General features: G+C 45.2%; 21 protein-coding genes and 1 pseudogene. 3 read left to right on the forward strand and 19 right to left on the reverse strand.

All coding sequences use genetic code 11. The annotated features are described in order from the left end of the window. The 3 genes from DP091_RS10885 to DP091_RS10900 all read right to left on the reverse strand — a co-directional run. A partial coding sequence (locus tag DP091_RS10885; protein ID WP_306438114.1) for a DinB family protein occupies positions 1-136 on the reverse strand: 136 nt, incomplete at its 3' end. Between the two features lie 113 nt (positions 137-249). Continuing rightward, a complete protein-coding gene (locus tag DP091_RS10890; RefSeq protein WP_113058346.1) occupies positions 250-1,062 on the reverse strand; it encodes an arsenite methyltransferase in 813 nt (270 codons plus the stop codon). Positions 1,063-1,431: 369 nt separating this feature from the next. After that, positions 1,432-1,881, reverse strand: coding sequence for a MarR family winged helix-turn-helix transcriptional regulator (locus DP091_RS10900; RefSeq protein WP_113058348.1), 450 nt, complete (start codon positions 1,879-1,881; stop codon positions 1,432-1,434). A gap of 291 nt (positions 1,882-2,172) precedes the next feature. Between DP091_RS10900 and DP091_RS10905 the strand changes: the two genes are divergently transcribed. Together DP091_RS10905 and DP091_RS10910 are read left to right on the forward strand one after the other, a co-directional pair. Further along, positions 2,173-3,126: an ABC transporter ATP-binding protein gene (locus DP091_RS10905; RefSeq protein WP_113058349.1), complete on the forward strand. Its 954-nt coding sequence runs from the start codon at positions 2,173-2,175 to the stop codon at positions 3,124-3,126. 2 nt (positions 3,127-3,128) lie between these two features. Next, positions 3,129-3,962 (forward strand): ABC transporter permease, encoded by an 834-nt coding sequence (locus DP091_RS10910; RefSeq protein WP_113058350.1) that lies wholly within the window; start codon positions 3,129-3,131, stop codon positions 3,960-3,962. Between the two features lie 220 nt (positions 3,963-4,182). Here DP091_RS10910 and DP091_RS10915 read toward each other — a convergent pair whose 3' ends face one another. The 9 genes and pseudogenes from DP091_RS10915 to DP091_RS10955 all read right to left on the reverse strand — a co-directional run bounded on the left by DP091_RS10915 (position 4,183) and on the right by DP091_RS10955 (position 11,188). Continuing rightward, on the reverse strand, positions 4,183-4,494 hold the full coding sequence (locus DP091_RS10915) for a hypothetical protein (protein WP_113058351.1): 312 nt from the start codon (positions 4,492-4,494) through the stop codon (positions 4,183-4,185). Between the two features lie 222 nt (positions 4,495-4,716). After that, positions 4,717-5,139: a DoxX family protein gene (locus tag DP091_RS10920; RefSeq protein ID WP_113058352.1), complete on the reverse strand. Its 423-nt coding sequence runs from the start codon at positions 5,137-5,139 to the stop codon at positions 4,717-4,719. After that, positions 5,132-5,620: a phage tail protein gene (locus DP091_RS10925; RefSeq protein ID WP_113058353.1), complete on the reverse strand. Its 489-nt coding sequence runs from the start codon at positions 5,618-5,620 to the stop codon at positions 5,132-5,134. Before DP091_RS10925 ends, DP091_RS10920 begins: the two co-directional genes overlap by 8 nt. Further along, a pseudogene (locus tag DP091_RS10930) lies at positions 5,613-5,915 on the reverse strand (effector binding domain-containing protein); the annotation flags it as partial. The pseudogene DP091_RS10930 and the gene DP091_RS10925, both read right to left, overlap by 8 nt. Positions 5,916-6,176: 261 nt before the next feature. After that, complete coding sequence (locus DP091_RS10935) at positions 6,177-7,445, reverse strand: cytosine deaminase (RefSeq protein WP_113058355.1); 1,269 nt, start codon at positions 7,443-7,445, stop codon at positions 6,177-6,179. Continuing rightward, positions 7,414-8,691, reverse strand: a complete 1,278-nt coding sequence (gene codB, locus DP091_RS10940) for a cytosine permease (protein ID WP_113058356.1) — start codon at positions 8,689-8,691, stop codon at positions 7,414-7,416. The genes DP091_RS10935 and codB overlap by 32 nt, the downstream gene beginning before the upstream one ends. A 368-nt stretch (positions 8,692-9,059) precedes the next feature. Next, entirely contained in the window at positions 9,060-9,884 is an 825-nt protein-coding gene (locus DP091_RS10945; RefSeq protein WP_113058357.1) for an isocitrate lyase/PEP mutase family protein, read from the reverse strand. Between the two features lie 191 nt (positions 9,885-10,075). Beyond that, positions 10,076-10,645, reverse strand: coding sequence for a YdeI/OmpD-associated family protein (locus DP091_RS10950; protein ID WP_113058358.1), 570 nt, complete (start codon positions 10,643-10,645; stop codon positions 10,076-10,078). A gap of 78 nt (positions 10,646-10,723) precedes the next feature. After that, positions 10,724-11,188, reverse strand: coding sequence for a VOC family protein (locus DP091_RS10955; RefSeq protein WP_113058359.1), 465 nt, complete (start codon positions 11,186-11,188; stop codon positions 10,724-10,726). Between the two features lie 98 nt (positions 11,189-11,286). Between DP091_RS10955 and DP091_RS10960 the strand changes: the two genes are divergently transcribed. Then, entirely contained in the window at positions 11,287-12,207 is a 921-nt protein-coding gene (locus DP091_RS10960; RefSeq protein WP_113058360.1) for a helix-turn-helix transcriptional regulator, read from the forward strand. A gap of 19 nt (positions 12,208-12,226) precedes the next feature. On the opposite strand, the gene DP091_RS10965 is transcribed toward DP091_RS10960, so the two are convergent. The 7 genes from DP091_RS10965 to DP091_RS10995 form a co-directional block, all read right to left on the reverse strand. Further along, positions 12,227-12,721, reverse strand: coding sequence for a DUF4358 domain-containing protein (locus DP091_RS10965; RefSeq protein WP_113058361.1), 495 nt, complete (start codon positions 12,719-12,721; stop codon positions 12,227-12,229). A 4-nt stretch (positions 12,722-12,725) separates the two neighbouring features. Next, positions 12,726-13,865 (reverse strand): DHHW family protein, encoded by a 1,140-nt coding sequence (locus DP091_RS10970; RefSeq protein WP_113058362.1) that lies wholly within the window; start codon positions 13,863-13,865, stop codon positions 12,726-12,728. 12 nt (positions 13,866-13,877) lie between these two features. After that, on the reverse strand, positions 13,878-15,284 hold the full coding sequence (locus tag DP091_RS10975; protein ID WP_113058363.1) for an MBOAT family O-acyltransferase: 1,407 nt from the start codon (positions 15,282-15,284) through the stop codon (positions 13,878-13,880). A gap of 35 nt (positions 15,285-15,319) precedes the next feature. Then, a complete protein-coding gene (locus tag DP091_RS10980; protein ID WP_113058364.1) occupies positions 15,320-16,003 on the reverse strand; it encodes a GDSL-type esterase/lipase family protein in 684 nt (227 codons plus the stop codon). A gap of 10 nt (positions 16,004-16,013) precedes the next feature. Continuing rightward, positions 16,014-16,688, reverse strand: a complete 675-nt coding sequence (locus tag DP091_RS10985) for an N-acetylmuramoyl-L-alanine amidase family protein (RefSeq protein ID WP_113058365.1) — start codon at positions 16,686-16,688, stop codon at positions 16,014-16,016. Positions 16,689-16,868: 180 nt separating this feature from the next. Beyond that, a complete protein-coding gene (locus tag DP091_RS10990) occupies positions 16,869-18,689 on the reverse strand; it encodes a sensor histidine kinase (RefSeq protein WP_113058366.1) in 1,821 nt (606 codons plus the stop codon). After that, on the reverse strand, positions 18,686-19,363 hold the full coding sequence (locus tag DP091_RS10995) for a response regulator transcription factor (RefSeq protein WP_113058367.1): 678 nt from the start codon (positions 19,361-19,363) through the stop codon (positions 18,686-18,688). The genes DP091_RS10990 and DP091_RS10995 overlap by 4 nt, the downstream gene beginning before the upstream one ends. Positions 19,364-19,627: the final 264 nt, after the last annotated feature.

Genomic DNA, 19,627 nt, shown 5'->3' on the forward strand with positions numbered 1-19,627 from the left:
CGATGTGATAGAGTGTGTAGAGAATGCTTCCTATGCCCCCGGTGCGTCTTTTCAGCAGTTCTTCCTCACTCACCGTATCGCACCAGTCAAACCAATCTTTGCGAACTTGCCAGTTATACTCGAACAGTTTCAACATGTCACAGCCTCCTGTAATACAACTTTGTTGCTTCTAACATGATTCGCCATATAATCCTGTTATCCTCCAATCTGTAAAGATCCCTGATCCCGCACATATGGATAACAAACCGTTCAAGGCTTTATTGCCTTGATTACCGCTGAAGCGATGTAATCCTCGATGCTGGATCCCTTCATCCAATCTTTAATAAAGGCTTTGGACTCATCCTTCGGTTCAACGGAGATATCTGTAAATCCACTTTGACGGAGCATGGCCTCAATTTCGTCGATAGATGATGCCCCTGAAATGCACCCAGAATACAGTGCATTCAGATCGTCCTTTATTTCTGGAGGAAGCTCTGCTGTCGTTACAATATCAGATATCGCCAGTCGGCCGCCTTTTTTAAGAACACGAAAAGAATCATGAAATACCTGCTGTTTATCAGGCGAGAGATTCACTACACAATTCGAGATGATGACGTCCACCATGTTATCGGCAACCGGAAGATGCTCAATCTCCCCTAAACGAAAATCTGTATTCACGAAATTCCCCTTAGTTGCATTGCTACGAGCCCGGCTAACCATTTCAGGTGTCATGTCCACACCGATCACTGACCCTGTCTCCCCCACCTGCCGGGACGCTAAAAAGCAGTCAAACCCAGCACCGCTGCCTAAGTCCAGTACCACCTCACCAGGCTTCAACGATGCAATAGCTTGGGGATTGCCGCACCCTAACCCCAGATTTGCACCATCAGGTACCGAGTCCAATTCTTCATTTGAGTAACCTAATTTGCTTGAAATTGCATTAAAATCAGAAGATGTAGTGCAGCAGCTGGTTGCTTGTATATTGGTTTGGCAGCACGATTCAACACTAGCTTCTTGAACGGCCACTTGCTTATACCGGCTTCGTACATTCTGGCGGATTTCATCATTCGTTAACTTTGTCATGGCAGACACTCCTTAGGATTGGTTTCGATACAAGCAGCATTCATTGCGGATTTAGCAGCAAGCCTGAAGTGATTGCGTACAGCACGGTATTGCTTCTGGTTGGCGAAAACCGGTTAAGATACGATGCCGTTTAGAATCGGACTTACCGGTAGACCATTTCCATGCTTCTCGAGCGTTCTTTTGTATCTCTATCTCTTGTGCCTTCATCATGTACTCAACATAGTAATAATTGTTATTCATTGGGATCCTCCTTGTTCAAATTTGGTTATGTTTATGACTCACAGCGAATCGCTGATGCGCCAACTGACAGTATGTTAAGGAAGCCACCTTGTTTATTTGCATATTACAAATAAATGAGAATAAAATTTTTTACCCTATTATAGGTTTGCAGCAATGATCCGATTTAGCCATGGCTTCGTTCATCAACCTGATTGAGCGTAGGACGGTTTCTTTCTCAAACTCCGTCATTGACGAAAAAATATCGTCAAAATAAGCATTCATCTGGTGGTCGATCGTTGTAGCAACATATTTTCCTTCAGCGGTTAAGGAAAGTGTGTAAACTCGGCGATCGGTCGGATCTGGTGTCTTCTTCATTAGATTCATTTTGATTAACGCCTGTACCTGCCTGCTAAAAGTGGTAATATCCGTCCCCAATGTGTCTGCGATTTGCTGAATCGAAGGATGCTGTTGACGATCGACTTCGAATAAGATATGGCTTTGAACCGGCGTAATGTCATTTCCGCCTACGGTGCAGCAATTTTTATTCAGTAAGCCGAATCGGCGTGTCATAATCTGAAATAGTTCACGTGTGCTTTCCATTTATTCTCTTCACCTCTTCCTTCAGTTATACGCTGATTATTTGCAAAATGCAACTGTTGTTTATGTGATTATTTGCTATCTCCGTCCGGAGACGGAGACGAAAACCATTCTGCCGCCCGTCACTCCTTATCAGGGCTATGCGATATCTTTAGACTAACACCTGTTAATTGACCATTTAGTATACTTAGGCATCATCCAACAAAAGTATTTATCAGTCAAGGAATACATACTTTCTTTGTGTTCAAGCACGCACCAGCAAAGCCATAGTACGAACAGAAAGGGGCAGGAATAATGAAGCTGATTTATCAATTAGAGCATGTGAATAAAACATACAAAAAAGGAAAGATTGTCGCTAATCAAGACATAAGCTTCGATGTTCAGGAAGGTGAAATTCTCGGTTTGCTCGGTCCGAATGGAGCAGGCAAATCCACGCTAATCAAGCAGATGGTGGGTCACATGGCTCCCACCTCAGGTACGGTACGCTATAAAGGAACCAGCGTCAAAACCCAAACCAAGCGAGTTGCCCAGGAGGTGGCCTACTACTCGCAAGAGCCTCACGCCCTGACCAGTTTAAAAACCTGGGAAGCCTTGTATTTTACGGGAAGATTGCGGGGGTTGACGAAAGAGTCCGCCGTAAAGCAAACAGAGGAATTGTTGGAACGCTTTGGAATGCAGGACCTTCGTCATAAGCTGCTGAAGAACGTTTCCGGCGGACAGAAGCGATTAATCGGGATAGGAACTTGCTTAATCGGTTTTTCCCCCGTCATGATCCTGGATGAACCGACCAATGAGCTTGACCCGAAAAAGAGAAGACTCGTATGGGATCTGATTCAAGAAAGGAATCGGCAAGGAGTAACCGTAATCTTGGTGACGCACAACGTGCTGGAGGCCGAACAGGTCGTGGATAGAGTAGCTGTCGTAAATCACGGCAAGCTGCTCGCCATCGATCATGTCAGCGTATTAAAACAAAGGGTCGATCAGCGGATGAAGCTGGAAATTACGACCTCCTTTGGTGAAAGCGATCATGTATGCCGAAGCTTAATCGCGCTGGGACAGTGGACCAAAACGGGAGAAAACCGAATCCGGGCACTGATCGAGAAGCAAGACGCCAGCTACGCGATTGACTTCATAACCAAGCACCATTTACCGATTGAAGAATATTCCTTAGTCCCGCCGAATCTTGAAGATGTCTATTTTCATATCGATGACGAACAGGATAAGCCTGACAAAGCGGAGGTGATCTAAACATGGAAAAGACTCAACCATCCATGCAAAGACAAGACTTGAAACTGCAAGAAGCGGTCCTCCTTCAAGAGCACGAGCAGCAGAGCGTAATCCATCGCAGAATAACGGAATGGCTGATTCTGGCCCGCATTCAATTCACGATCATCCGAGAGGCATGGGTTTGGATTTTCATTATGGCATGCATGTTTCCATTAACGACGCTGCTGTTTCTCAAATTCTTTACGGTCGACCCTACGCCGGCCGTCATGACCCGTATTATTACGGGGAATATGCTCTTCGGCTTAATCGTCATGGGACTCAATTCCATGGCTCAGGAGATATCCTATCAGAAGCACCAAGGGCACTTCACGTACTATTCGTCCCTGCCGATTGCGAAGGTAAACTTCATTTTTGCCAATCTGCTGCGCGGCTTGATCATGAGCGCCCCCTCTTTTATCATCCTGGCGATGATAGGTCAGCTGGCTTACGGCATTCAATTCCACTACAGCTGGGGACTTGTCCCTGTGCTGCTGCTCACCGTCTTTAGCGTGGTTGGCGCGGGTGTGCTGATCGGCTTCTGGTCGCCCAGTCATCAGTTGACGAACATGCTGGTCCAAGCACTGATGATGTTCATCTCATTTTTGACGCCAGTCATGGTAGATATGGATCAATTGCCTGCGATCCTGCAGTGGCTCTCTTATCTGTTCCCAACCACTTATGCCGCCGAAGCCATGCGGGAGGTGCTGATTTCGGGCTGGTCCGGGTCTGTCGCCTGGAACACGCTTGTCCTGTTGCTCTTTTCGCTGATTTCCATCGTATTGATTTTAAAAAAGGTAGATTGGCGTGTTGAGAAGTAGGGATAAGTACTGCCCTGTCCCTCGATTAGTCGATGGACGGGGCCCTTCCCTCCTTCTTTGTTATTAGGCGCATTTCATTTTTACGAAAAAAAAAAAACGATTCCTCCGCTCGAATATGTGAAAGCCGCATCCTAAGTATAGGATTACGATTCTATAAAACATCTTGCTTTTGGTACACATGTTGATGGGAGAACGAACGAGGTTTAAACCAAGGGATGAATCAAAATGAAAAGATGATGGCAAGGATAAAAACAACGAGGATGGCAATAGATAGAACCGCAATTCGGATGCCGATCCTAATCAGCCAAAACTTTTGCGCAATCCGGTCATTGATCGACTCCATATAATAAGCGCCACCCGCAAGGAGAAAGAACAGCACATTAAAAATGTAATCTCCAGCCGATTTTGGCTCGGGGGTGTAAGCTTGGAATCCAATGGTATTTCTCATGCTTTCATCTCTTGCGAAAACCGCCATGATGGCAGCCATGATGATATGTAATACCAAAAAACAAATGATGATCGTCCCAACCATCGATATGCCTCCCATTGATGTAAAGAATCGGTTTGCAGGAAATTCCCCTTTTAAATATAGAGGAAGATCAGCTGCCAGGGCAAGCTGATCTCATCGAAGTCGGTACACGCCAAAATGCCAACGAGTGACGCCATGCCTTTTGGTAAGTCAAGAACGGCAGCCGATCCGGCTACCGTCAGAGCTTTTCTGCTTCAGATATTCACGCCGTCATGTATTGTAATCTTATAAGCGGCTCTTCGGTGGCCGTAGCGCCCACGAAAAGATATTGAGTGCAGCGTATGAAAGCGGGAGGATCAGATTAAACCCGTAGTCACCATAATCGTTAGCAAATGCATGGGATAATGCCGCACCCGTCATTAAAAAGAAGATACCGGCGTGAACCCATTCTTTAAGTCGAGGTAGACCTGGCACGACGAGAGCGATGGCTCCAAGCACTTTCCAAATCCCGAGAATGGTCAGGACGTATAATGGGTAGCCCAGATTCGCCACCAGCTCGAGGTTTCCTCCAAATTGCATCAGTTGTCCGATACCACTTAACATAATAGCCGCTGCGAGCAGCAATGTGACAGTCCAATATGTTACCATTTTTCCGAGCGGACGGGCATTTGCTCTTATAGTTGTTTCCACACCGATCATTTTATTCATGGGTTCCCACCTCATCATTATAATTTTTCTTAATTACAAAGAACGAGCCCCGAATGGTTCCGGCTAATTTAGACTTCTGCCTAGCAAACTTAAACTTCCCTTCTAACTCCGCTGGTACCTCCATCCCCTCCGAAAGCTTAAAACCAACAGCTCGCTTCTTAGGGTCATCAACCGTGTACATGACATTGACTCCAAGACCATTCTCATAAAAGATATAGGCAAATTGGATGTTTTCCACTTGAAAACGCGACGTTTCTAAAGGTTTAGCCGCAAATTCAAGATGTCGTTCTTCTTTCAATATTCGATTCACATATTCAAGGGTCTCCTGGCTCTCGCTGGCGGGTACAACCGTAAATTCATGTTGATACTTGCTCCTAAAGTAACGGGCTTCATTCGCTCGTAAACCAGCAAGTGCTTCTGCTACGGGTGAAGATTCTAAACCAGCCGTAGATACATTTTTTAAATCAATGATATTGGACATTGAGGTATTCTCCTTTAGGAAACTGAATAACTCGGGTTGCTTCGGGTAGCGATTTATCTGACACCACGCCAGCATAGTACATCATCTTGCTATTCACCGCTTCGTTTACGGCAAATATGTAGTCGTTTGTGGCCACGGCCTTTAACGTGTCAAGAGTTCCATCTTGTTTCAATGCCTCCCAAAAGTCGGCCTTCTCCTTATTTATGCCGGCATAGTCTGTGTAATCGCTCTGAAGCTCAGTTCCAATTCCTAATACGATGAAGCTGTCTTTTTCCTCGAGCGTATAATTTGTCATATTCAATCCCTTCCTCTTCTTTAAATTTTCTTTTTACTTGATGGGTTAATCATATTCTTAAATCATGTCAAAAAGTGATACTGTTTAAGTGGCGATGAATACATTAAAAAAAGGCGCCGATTCATTACTCTCGGCAGTCTTCTCCAGATGATTCGGATCCGCATAGCGGGTGGTTTTTTGTTTCGCGCGTTTCACGCACTAAACTGGCTAAAGCCATAACAAAAAAATCCGCGGAATCCGCGGATTTTAATGCATGATAGATTATTTATTGAAAGTGACTTTCTCCGAACCGCCCTCAAGAACGATCGACGTGTCCCGCGGCTTCGTTTCGGCGATTTTGCGGCCGCCTCTGAACGAATAAAGCACTGCGGCTTGTTTGCGAACGGCCTCATATTCATTCTCCGCTTCAAGAACGATGAAGTTGGCAGGCTTGCCTTCTTCAATACCGTACACATCCTCGATATGCAGCGTTCTTGCACTATTTTTCGTAATGAGATCGATCGAGTTCACGATTTGATCGTAACCGAGCAACTGCGAAGCATGGATGCCCATGTGCAGCACCTGAAGCATGTTGCCCGTGCCTAGCGGATACCATGGATCAAAGATGTCATCGTGACCAAAGCACACATTAAGACCGGCTTCCTGCAGCTCTTTGACGCGAGTCAGCCCTCTTCTTTTCGGATACGAGTCGAAGCGTCCCTGCAGGTGGATGTTGACCAGAGGGTTGGAGACAAAATTGAGGTCCGCCATTTTCAGCAATCTAAACAATTTGTACGTATATGCATCATTGTATGAACCCATCGCCGTCGTGTGGCTTGCCGTCGTGCGGGATCCCAGCCCGCGTTCATATGCTTCTTTGGCGACGACTTCCACGAAACGGGATTGCTCGTCGTCGATTTCATCGCAATGGATGTCGATGAGACGGTCGTATTTTTCGGCGAGGTCAAACGCAACCTTCATCGATTCGACGCCATATTCCCGCGTGAATTCGAAGTGCGGAATGCCGCCGACCACGTCAACGCCCATTTTCAGCGACTCTTCCAGCAATTCCGCACCGTTCGGGTAGGAGTGAATGCCTTCCTGTGGAAATGCTACAAGCTGGATGTCGATATACGGTGCCATTTCTTCTTTCACTTCCAGCATCGCTTTTACTGCGGTCAAGCTTGGATCGGTGACGTCCACATGCGTCCGTACATGCTGGATGCCCTGAGCCATCTGCCACTTCAGCGCTGTTTTAGAACGTGTCTTGACGTCTTCATGCGTCAGGAACGCCTTGCGTTCAGACCAGCGCTGGATGCCTTCGAACAACGTTCCGCTCAAATTCCACTCCGGCTCGCCCGCCGTTAATGTTGTATCCAGATGAATGTGAGGTTCAATGAACGGCGGCAGCACCAGCGAGCCGCCCACATCAATGACTTCCTCATTCGCAGTTGTTTCCAGAGACTGCGTGATTAGCCCAAACTTCCCGTCTTTCACGACGATATTCCATAAACCTTCTTTACCCCGCAATTTTGCGTTCTGTATAATCATTTGTTTTCCCCATTTCATTGGATTCTTTGGCAGGAACGATCAGCATTAACACGATGTAGGCCACTGCCGTACCGATCAGTGCGTTCAATGGCGTTATTCCCGGAGCCAACTGGGCAAAAGCAACGCCGATAGCCCAAGCCGCCATCGCTATCCAGTTTACCTTCTTGAAAGTCATGTCGGCAAACGGTTTATATTTTCTGCGCTTCACAAAGAAGTAGTCCGCGATGATGATGGCTCCGATGGACGGGATCGCCGCACCCAGCACATTCAGGAAACCAACGAAATTGTTGTACATCCACATGGCCAATACGGTACCCACGATGCCGTTTACGATGACGAAGAATTTCTTTGAAATTTTAGTAATGTTGGCGAATCCCAGTCCTGAAGCATAAAGCGCATTATCGTTGGTCGTCCAAATGTTCAGCCCGAGTACGATAATCGCGGGAATGATCAAGCCTTGCAGGAACATGACCTCCGAGATATCTGCCAGGTTGTACGCCATGGCACCGACTGCGCCGAACAGGAACATGAGCGAGTTTCCAAGAAAGAAGGCAAGGACCGTCGCGGTCACCGCCTGCCGGGACGACTGGGAGAACCGTGCAAAATCCGGCGTCAAGGTCCCGCCGCTAATGAATGAGCCGATACAAATGGTCAGAGCCGCTGCCGTGGTGAGGCTCTGTGTCGGCGTGTAATCAAGTAAGCCTTGAAGGCCGCCAAGCGAGCCTGCGCCTTCGAACATGGAATAACTGCCGAGAATGGCAATGGCGGGAACCGCAATATAACTCAGAATGACAAGCGACTTCATGCCGTAGATGGCTGATGCCGTCATGGCGAGACCAAACAAGAAGATCAACAGGTACACGTTCCAACCCATCGCTTTGGCGACGGGTATCGCGAACATGGCTACTCCGACGCCGAACCATCCGACCTGCGTGAAGCCGAGAAGGAACGATGGCAGGTACGACCCTTTCTCACCGAACGCATATTTTGCCAGCAAATGCGTGGAGAGGCCTGTTTTCGCAGCGATATGCGCCAGCGCTCCTGTATAGATGCCGAGTGCCAAATTGCCCGCAAGCACGATTCCAATGAACTCCATGAACGTTAAGCCGACTCCGAGCGTCCCCCCTGCCAGCATGCTTGCCGAAAAGAATGTGAACCCTAACATGACGGATAACGTCTTCCAAAAATGGTTTCTCTGCGTGTTCGGCACCGCTTGCCACGAAAACTCTTGATCTTGTTTGCTCATCAGAATACCTCCAGTTAAAGTGTTCTGATACCAAAGAAGCAGAAAAAAAGAGGCTACTCGTCAAGTCTTCACTGACAAGTAGCCTCTTTTTCACATCATAACCCGTGCGAAGACGCAGCGCATCCCCTGACGGAATACGCACTGATCCTCGCATGATTATAAAAAATCCGCTGCCCTTGCCAGCCTCTCTGGACTGAATTAAAGGTACCAGTATTCAATTACATTCTATTATTTTGGAAAAACCTACAGTTGTCAATGTTATAATTATCCAATGGTTATAAGAGCCCCTTTGTAACCCGATTCTTTCGTCCCTTCCCGTGGTCTTTAACTTCAAGCCTTTGACTGGAGCCAAGCTGCCGTTGATCAACTTAACGCACCCGCGATAAATCATCGTAAGAAAGGACTCTCGAAGTCATATGCTCAAAAGTTCCCTTCTCCAGAAATTCTTGGCCCATGCGATGCAGCAGCGATAGTGCGGCGCGAAAAGGTCCTGAACCGGTGCTGATGCGCTGAATCCCTAGTGCTTCAAGTTCATTTGCGGAAGGCATTCCCGGCCCGGCCAATACATTGATCGGACAGCTTATTTCATGACGCAATGTTTGGATGTCGGAGATATCCTGGATTCCGGGAACAAAAATACAATCTGCCCCGGCTTCCTGGTAGGCATGGGCCCGCTTGATCGTCTCTTCAAGCCTCCTAGCAGGCGGCATAGACTTGATCCAGTAAGAATCGATCCGGGCATTGATAAAGAGAGGATAAGCCATGGCGTTCCCCAGCTCCCGGATGACGGCTATTTTTTTTTGCTGGACCGGAATATCAAGCAGCGGCGCTTGTCGGTCCATTCTGCTGTCTTCAATGTTAATTCCCGTCGCGCCTGCCTTGATCACCTGCTTAACCGACTCTGCGACTTCATCGGGTGTTTGTCCATATCCGTCTTCCATGTCCACGGTAACCGGAATATCCACGGTTTGCACGATCCTTCGGACCATATCCAGCATGCTATCGAAGGGCATATTCCGATCCGCATACCCATGGGAAACGGCTATGCCGGCACTTGTCGTGCCAATGGCCTTGAAGCCGCACTTCTCGAAAGTTTTCGCGCTCGCAGCATCCCATGCATTAGGCAAAATAAAGAAATCGGAATGAAGCTTTTTAAAGGCGGCAAGCTGTTCAAGCTGTTTTGTCATGTCCATACCATAACCCTCCCCATCTACATTCTGGTGTACTTTTGTATATAGTATAAACCGAGTACTATTCGATACTCATCGAAATATGGAATGCACATTGCGTTTCAGAAGGATAGGGTGAAGTCTGACTAGAAAAATAATCAAGAGAAATAAGAAATTGGAGTGAATACGGCTGTTAGCCTTCGACCCAGGAAATATTAATAATCTAATAGACGGCCATGATCGTTCCATTGACCGTACATTTTATTTTCTCTCGTGTTGGTTATGAATTTGTCTAATCTGCTCTTAAATATTTCCGGCTGATTCTTATAGCTTTGTATCGTGTCGATCCGAACTCTTTTATAAAGATCCGGAAAGGCCATGAAATTCTCATATACTTGCTTTTCCTCTTTTAGCCTTTGTTCTATGACCTCATCTATTCTGAAAGAACCGGGATCCATGTCAGGAAGAACCCTTCTGCCTTCGTCAGTCATAAGCCCCAACTTTTCGAGGCGGCGGACACGTTCTTTATTCAATTCGGTCCATGAGCTTTTTTTACTTCTAGGAGACAGTCTCTGGGCCAGCCCGGTTTCGGACACTTTCTTTTTGACTCCGTCAATCCATCCAAAGCATAGAGCTTCCTCAACAACGTCCAAATATAACAACATATCAGGGGTTGGCGTCATACTCACCAAGACCCAGCAAGACTTCTCGGTCTTACCATGGTTCTGCAGCCAAGTTCTTAAATCCTCTCTCGTTTTTGCTGGATTGACATTCTCAATTTTCATAGCTATAACCCACCCTCCTCCTTTCTAATGAGAGTATCAAAACATGGCCTTTCATTGGAAGGCCATGTTTTGAATGAGTTATTGTTTGTTGGAAATGACACGATCAAGAAACTGATCTGCGTCGCTATTAAATTTCCAGGCAACTCCGAATTGATCAATCAGCATTCCAAAGCACGAAGACCAAGGGGTAGCGGATAACGGCATCACAACATGGCCGCCAACAGACAATTGGTTAAAGTATTTTTCCAATGTTTGTTTATCATCCATGACTACACTAATAAGCACGTTATTTCCTTTTACCAACTCACCGGTTACCGCCTTCATGGAAGGCAAAATATCCGACATCATGATTTTCCCGCCTGCAAATTCTATTGAAGACTCCATGATCATATTTAATTCATTTTCTGGCAATGGATAATTTGGATCCTGCGGAAAATCCTTAAATTTCACTTTTTTTACCTCGTTCGCATTGAGAGCCTCCGAATAAAATTCAATCGCTTTTTCGGCGATTCCATCAAAGTTCAAATAGGCTATAGCTGACATAAAGTTGTACCTCCTTCTTTTGATAAATGAAGTATAATTTATTAGTGGTGACAGACGCATGTCACCATTTAAAAATTTGTACCAAAAGAGGGGCCGATATGGAGAAGGTTGAAAGATTAATATCGATTATCATGATATTGCTAAAAAAAGATATCGTTTCAACGAAAGAATTCGCACAATTATTTAACGTTTCCAAAAGAACGATTCTTCGCGATATGGAAACACTGAGTTTATCCAACATCCCCATCTATTCTGTTCATGGAATTCATGGCGGATACGGTATTTTGGATGAATACAAGGTGGATAAACGTCTTTTAAGCAGCTCCGACTTGGAGAATATATTGACTGCGCTCGGCGGATTGGAACAAATTCTAATTAGCGAAGAAGTGGAAGTGACTATTAAAAAAATAGAAGCCATGGTTAGCCCATTGTCACTGAAAGGTTCAGTCCGACTGTCATTTTATGATTGGGAGGGTCGGTCCGATGTGCTTCAAACCTTGAAGACATGCCAGGAATCGATATCAGGGAAAAAAATAATGTCATTTGATTATATAGATAAAAATGGCATGATAACAAATCGAATCGTCGAACCGTATCAGCTTCATTACAGCGAGACGAGTTGGTATCTGAAGGGATTCTGTTTACATCGTCAGAGCTATAGAACATTTAAATTATCCAGGATCGATAATCTCAGGATGAATGAAGAAACCTTTAACCCGAGAGATTATGCATTAGAACAAGAAACAACCCGTTATCAACCGCAACTTGTCGCTATAAAGGCATTGATTTCGCCAAGCATAAAAGATCAATTCATTGAAAGGTATGGTCGAAAGAGTATTTCAAACTATAATTCTGACTATTTCTTAGCAACCATTTATGTACCTCAAAACCATATTGGATTTCAATTTTTAGCAGGTTTCGGCACGAACCTGGAAATCGTGGAACCAAAATCATACGTGAAAGAGTTTCGAAATTATTTATATAAAATGGTGGAGAAATACTCTTATTTGGAAAATTAGGATTGGAGCCGGGCTTCTTTCAAAAAGCACTGTCAAACGTGCGTTCCATTGATTCGGCGTCTTTAGAAACCGCGAAGAAAATAAATCGCCCCTTCGCCTTTAACACGTGATTATCGACCAGAAAATAGTCATCGGGGCGATAGTCCTTGAATTTTATTTTCTGTGCTTCGATTCGTTGCTCCATATTCTTTTTGACGCTTTCTGCCTGACTCTCATCCTTTAGCTTGATAATGGCCAATTCATCAGCTTTTACATTCGATGTAGACGTATAAAGAATAAAATCATCCATGCTGTCTGCATCCATCTTATACAATTTCTGCAGCTTATTCAGATCCTGCTTTTTCATGTCTTTTAGGCCCACTGCCTGTTCGATACTTTTTCCGATTTCGATGGCAGACAATCGTTCAGAAGTCTTGTCATCCGTGCCTGCGCAACCGGACAATACGCCAATCACGACGAATAATGCAAGCATAACGGGGTAAAAACTTCTTTTCCCGCTCCATTGTTTTCTCATTTGATCACTCCGTTACATTTTTGATGGATGGGTCCTCGAAAAACGTATTCGCATTATAAAGCAATAGCATGTCCTGGGTCCCCTGTTCGTTCACGAAAGACGCTAAATCCTCATCATAATACCGAAGGTCAATCACATGTATTTCGCTAAAATGCTTTAATAAGAAAGGAATCAGGCTGTTAGCGTACGAATCTTTGACCACCAGCAGCTTTCTACCGCTCGGATTAGCCGTTTTAATATGAATTCGTGCATGGTTACCGTTAAGAAACACCGCATATTTATCCTTCCTGAGCAGCTGCTCCATCGCATACAATGAATCCGTGGTCTTCTCTTCATCGACATACGTTACTGTGTAATTCTCTTGGTCATTTGGCAAATAAAGCTCCAAACGATCGGGCTGTACATGTCTGAACCCGCTTTTTGAATAAAGCGAACCGAAAAATTCATCCGTTACTTGCTTGATATTAAAGTCTTTCTCATTCTGCGTTATCAGCCCCATTTGCCTACAGAGTTCCAGATAACCGACATAAGCGCCTTTTGTTGTCCAATGATGATCGGTTTTATAATATATAGGTTGATCACGCGCAGCATATAAACTTGGAAAAACATCGATAAAACGTATATTGGGATTCAGCCATTGCTTTACTTTTTTCAAGTATGCTGCTTGATCGCCGATGATCGCATATTTCGGGAGCTTGTCTTTATATAGAGCGGCTGCCGTTGGTACCAGCATCACATATTTATTCATTTCCGGCGTGGCCTGGTCAAACGAATGAATAGCTTCGATCTTCGCCCTCACATCCTCTTCCGCCGGGGGAATAACATCTTGAATCAGATACCCGTTTGTTCCTAGGTAAACTCCGTTGCTCTCCTTTTTTCCCAAGAACCGGTCCGCATCGGTTTTTGCCCCGATCCAAAAGTCTCTGAAAACAAATTGGTCGGACACATATTTTTCGAAATCCGCAGTGAAATCTCCTGACAGCAATGCTTTCAGCGAGAAGTGCGGCAGCTGCTTCAGCAGCCGGTTTTCTGACTCCGAAAATGAACGATCCACCGCCAAAAGATGAAGAACTGCGATTACGCTAATAAATAGGAGCAGCAATAAGGCCAGCAATTTATTTTTTAAATTTTTGTAATATCCCATGGCTGTCCCCTTTTAAAATCGAAAATATAAAAACGGATTGTAGGTTTCATTGACCAAATAAGCCGTCGACAGGATCATGAATAAAAAATAGATGAGCGGAACGGTAATCACGCCGGCAATTCTCCATTTTTCCCTCATGCAGGATAACATCTTTCCTGGAAGCGGAGTAACACAGATTGCCAACACGACAAACAATACACCATTCGCAGACAAATCATAGAGCGCCTGCTGATCCGCAAAAGCATGCCCGCCGAAACCGAACATCACGCTGATGAAACGCCAAGCTGAAGCCAGTTGCTCCATTTCGAACAATACCCAGCCGATCACAACGACCAGAAGCGTGTAAATATGGCCGACAAAAGCGGGTAAACGTCCAAGACTTTGCAAAAGAAATCGTTTCTCGATGATCACAAAGAATCCGAAATACAAACCCCACATGATAAAGTTCCAGCTGGCTCCATGCCATAATCCGGTTAAAAACCATACGACCAGTAAATTCCGGAGCTGCTTCATAAAGCCTGTCCTATTACCGCCAAGCGGTATATAAACGTACTCCCGAAACCAGCTGCCGAGCGAAATATGCCATCTGCGCCAAAATTCGGTTACGCTTTTTGAGATGTAGGGGTATCGGAAATTTTCCATGAAATCAAATCCGAACATTTTCCCTAGTCCCCGTGCCATGTCCGAGTAACCACTGAAATCAAAATAGATTTGCAGAGTAAATGCGGTTATGCCAAGCCAGGCAGAGAGTACGCTCAATTCCTCGATCGGCGTCTCTTTAACACTCGCCCACAATAATCCGATATTATTGGCCAACAGCACTTTTTTGGCAAGTCCCCTGATGAACAGCTCCGCCCCTTCGCCAAAACGGTCCAGCGACACCTTACGGGAAACGAGCTGTTCCGCGATATCGCCGTATTTGACGATGGGACCCGCTACAAGCTGCGGGAACATGGTCACATATGCCCCAAAAGAGATGAAATTCCTCTGCACCGATACTTTATCCAAATATACGTCAACGACATAAGACATCGTTTGAAAGGTATAGAAAGATATGCCCACAGGCAGCGGCAAATCGGCTGCTTGGATATTCATGTGAAACAACAAATTGATGTTGTCTACGACAAAATCCGCATATTTGAAAAATCCGAGAATACCCAGACTGCCGACCAACGAGCCGATAAAAATCGATCTGGCCATCAGCTTCCGATGTCTATACTTATCGATCAGCAGCCCGTTGATATAATCGAAGACCGTGGAGAAAATCATGATGAAAATGTATATTGGCTCTCCCCATGCATAAAAAATCAGGCTGACAACAAGGAGGACAGCATTTCGAAAATTCATCGGAGATGCGTAATAGATCAGAATGGTGACCGGCAGAAAGAGGAACAGGAATATTAGGCTGCTAAAGACCAATATTCACACCTCCAAATTGATTGATCCATAACATGTTATTCCACTTGATCTTTTAGCAGGTCCAGCATTCTTGTGTAAAACTCTGGTTTAAAATGAATGCCGTCCGAGTCATACAGATTATTTGAGCCGTTTGAAAATATCAGGGACAAATCAACATATCCAATGTTCTCTTTCTCCGCCAACTCTTTTAAGCCTTGGTTATAATCATTGATATTTTTATATCTTGGTTCCAGCTCTTCCGCTTCTGCCGTTACCGGTGTTACCGATAAAAGAGTTATTTTCGCTTGTGGAAGCTTTTCCTTGATTATACCGATCAGCTTCGCATAGTTTTTCAAGGAATAGGTTTTGGGGTTATCCGTTGGCCATAAAATGTCATCCGATCCCAAGTGGATAAAGATATGTTCCGGATCCCGCTTAGTCAACTCAGCCATATCTTGAAGTGCAAACTCCGCCGTTTTTCCTGCGCCTGCCAGAACATTCTCCTCTTTAAGCACATCGTGAAATGATAAACCCTCCGTAATGGAATCCCCCACAAAAACGCTGTTCTGGAAAAGTGCTTGATACTCGGTTTCTACGGAGCCTTTTGATTCCGTTGCCTCTCCTTGGTTTCGTGTGGTCGGTTGCTGCGGACTCGAGCTTGAGGATTCGTTTCCGCATGCTGCCAATACAAGTGCAATACTCCCAAGGAGTAGGGTTGCAACTATTTTTTTCATGTTCATGTTCCTCTCTTTAATTTAAATTTAAAGCTTCTTTAATTCCGTCTAGAATAGAGCTTGCCATCCGGTATTGGAAATCTTCCGTCAGCATTTCATTCTCTTCTTGCGGATTCGTTAAATAACCCATTTCGATTAGAGCGGCCTGCATGTTCGAATCCTTCAAGACAAAGAAATCCTCTTTTTTTACTCCCCGGTCCCGAAATCCGCTGGTCTGAACCATATGCTTTTGCATAATTTCCGCCAGGAACTGGGAATCTTCATGATAATAGTAGGTTTCTGTACCCGAAACACTAGCGTCTTCGTACGTATTTCCGTGAATGGATATGAATATATCCGCACCCAGTCGATTGGCGATTTCCGGCCGTTCCCGGTCAATCGAAGATATAAAGCGATCCTCTGATCGAGTGAGAACCACTTCAATCTGCGGCTCTTGTTTTGCCAGTTCTAAATCCTTCTCAAAACTACCACTGGCTCCCGTTGCGCCGTTATCCTTACCGCCATGTCCTGAATCAATCACGACCTTATAAGGCGTTTCTGACCGGTATTCTAGCGTTCTTATCTTATCCGAGCGGACATCCATGCCGGCTTTGCGGTCGCTTGCCGTCCCTTCCCTCGAAACAAGTTGACACAGCAGAACGATCACCAGCGCAGACATAAGAGTGATTATAATCGAGCTGCCTTTTCTCATACGTTCTCTCCTCCTCCTGATAAAAGTGTAGTAGCCCGAGATCAAGATAAGGTGCAGATGATATCAAACTTTCATAGAGTAATAGGCTTTGACAGCGGCAAACAAAAAAGAGCTGTTCCTGACAGGTCCATAAGAACCTTCAAGAACAACTCTTCAATTAAAAAAGCGCAGAACCGGGTTCTACGCTTTCTTATTCAAATGAAAATAGAATAGGACTCCATCAGGAGTGTTGGTTACACCATATCGGACACCATGCATTTCCAGAATCTTTTGGGAGATAGAAAGGCCCAGCCCGGTCCCTCCAGTCGACCGTTTTCGGGAAGGCTCGCCGCGATAAAACCGGTCCCAGATCTTCTCAAGCTGTTCGCTTTGAATGTGGACTCCTTTATTTTCGATGCATACTTTAACGGTGTCCCCCTCTTCCAAGATACTGACAAGAATGGACTCCTGCTCCGGTGTATAGCGAATCGCGTTGCTGAGGAAATTGACAACGACCTGCTCAATTCGCCGCTCATTTGCCAGCACTTCGACTGGCTTCAGTGACATATCAAGATGTAACTGCTTTGTTTCGATGTCCGCAGCCAATTTTGTACATACCCGCTCGATAACGGTGTCGATATAAAAGGAATCCATGTCCATGGTATACGTTCCGGATTCATACTTGGCCAATTCCAGCATATCCACGATCAGCAGATCCATTCTTTTGACCTCGTCCTCCATCGCCTTAAAGTAATAATCCCTTTTATGGCTTGCCACCCCGTCCTTCATAATGGCCAGACAGCTCTGAATAACGCTTAGTGGAGTTTTCAGCTCGTGGGATACGCCGGATATAAATTCTTTTCTCGTATTCTCCAGCTGCTTTTCTTTCTCGATATCCTGCTCAAGCCGAAGAATATGAGAGTGCAGGCGCTCGGAGAGCTCATTAATGTTGCGTGATAAGTCCCCGATTTCATCCTTCGTTGTAATGGGGATTTTCTCCGAGAAATCAAGGTCTGCCATTTGCCGTGTGGTACGGTTGATGCGCAGCAGCGGCCGTGTGATCTGTCGAGAATAATAGAACGATGCCAGCACCACGAGAAGCAGAGTAGCAATAATGATGTACACATAGTATTCCTTGATCATCCCTGCGGCTTCATTAACCGGCTGGAGTGACGCCATCGCGAACAGATATGCGGGATTTCCGTCGCGATCTTGGATGCGATTCACGATAATTTTGTAATTCACGTCATTTTCTTTATAATCTACGATCTGATTGGGGTTCCTGCTATCCTTCCAGTCGCCGTACAATAAATCCGCTTGGAAAGCCTGGATGCGGTCCAGCAACAAGTGATTGGTATAACGCGAGACCCCTGCGCCTTCCGGTAACTGGATCTTCATAATGGTTCCCTCGACCAGAAATGTGGGATATTTCTCAAAGTATTGGTTCGGACTCGCAAATCGAGTGACGACCTCGTACTCTTTTCTTATCATCTGCGAATTTTCCAGCCTGCTTTCGTCTCTTAGGTTAGAATTACCCCTTCCCATCCGCTGGATCACCGGCTGGCCATTCATAATCAAACCTTCCATGGCGATCTCTTCCCCTTCTTTAATCCAAGGCGTGAGGAACGGATTATCACTGCTGAAGTCCTCTACGTCGATCACACTATACAGAGGAATGGTCATCGTTTTATTGGAAAACATGGTTTCATCCGAATGTCTTAGCTTGACTTCCATGAAGAAATCATCGGTGTACTTTACATTACCTTGGGTGTCCACAGTCGTAACCCAGATGTTATGCTTTTGATAAAAATCTTGCTCCAGCTTTGCCGTCTCCTGCGTGTCCGTTGTTTGATTCAGGTAGTCTTGTTCGTAAGCCTGAAGCGCCGCGCTCACGTCCTTCACTTTCTGATGAACATAATACTGTTTGAAAAATACGGTCTGCAAGGTAAAGATAATAGCTAGAATAAATAAGCATAATCCCGTCGTAAATAGAAACAGCTTAAGAACTATGCCTTGTTTCATAACTTGTCCTCGAACTTGTAACCTGATCGAACGATCGTAGCAATATGCTTGGCGTGCTCTCCCAGCTTGGAACGCAGATTGCGGATATGACTGTTGACCGTACGCTCATCACCGACAAAATCATACCCCCAGATTTTTGTAATCAGCTGTTCTCTGGTTATAATAATTCCTTTGTTTTTCATCAGATAAGCCAAAATTTCAAATTCCGTATGCGTCAAACTGCAGTTTTCCCCATCCACCGCCACCGTTCGGGATGGAAAGTGGATGGAAATACCGTTGCTGGACAATGTATCGTCTTCTTGTTCCCGAGTCTGTCTGCTCTCCAAAAGCCGCTTCGCCCGTGCCAGCAAGATTGGAGGGCTGTACGGTTTGGTTACGTAGTCGTCGGCTCCCAGTTCAAAACCCATCAAGGTATCATCCTCATCCGAACGGGCCGTCAGCATGATAATCGGAACGTTAGACACTTTTCGGATGCGTTTGCAAACGGACCATCCGTCCAATTCAGGGAGCATGATATCCAGAATGATCAGATCCAGCTCATGTTCCTGGAATAGCGCCAAAGCTTTTCTGCCATCATCCGCTTCGAGCACTTCATAACCTTCTTCAAGCAAATAATCTTTTATGATTTCTCGTAAAATATGCTCATCTTCTACAATCATTATTGTTTTAGACATGTGACAACCTCTCAAGTTTATATGAGCATGAACATTAGCCCCTCAAACTCACCAGTGTGTACTTCAGTTGGATCGTAACACTTTTTCAAATACTAGACAAACGTTGTCATCTAAGACACAACTCTAATCGTTTTTGGGACTAATCATAGAATTGAGAAATCAAGATCGGGTGCAGACAAGATCAATATGGAGTGATTATGTAACAATCTTCGTCTTATGTATTGTCGTTCATTAGAGGAAAAAACTGATACTACAAACTGAAAA

It is taken from the genome of Paenibacillus sp. MDMC362 (assembly GCF_003269305.1).
Lineage (GTDB): Bacteria > Bacillota > Bacilli > Paenibacillales > Paenibacillaceae > Paenibacillus_AQ.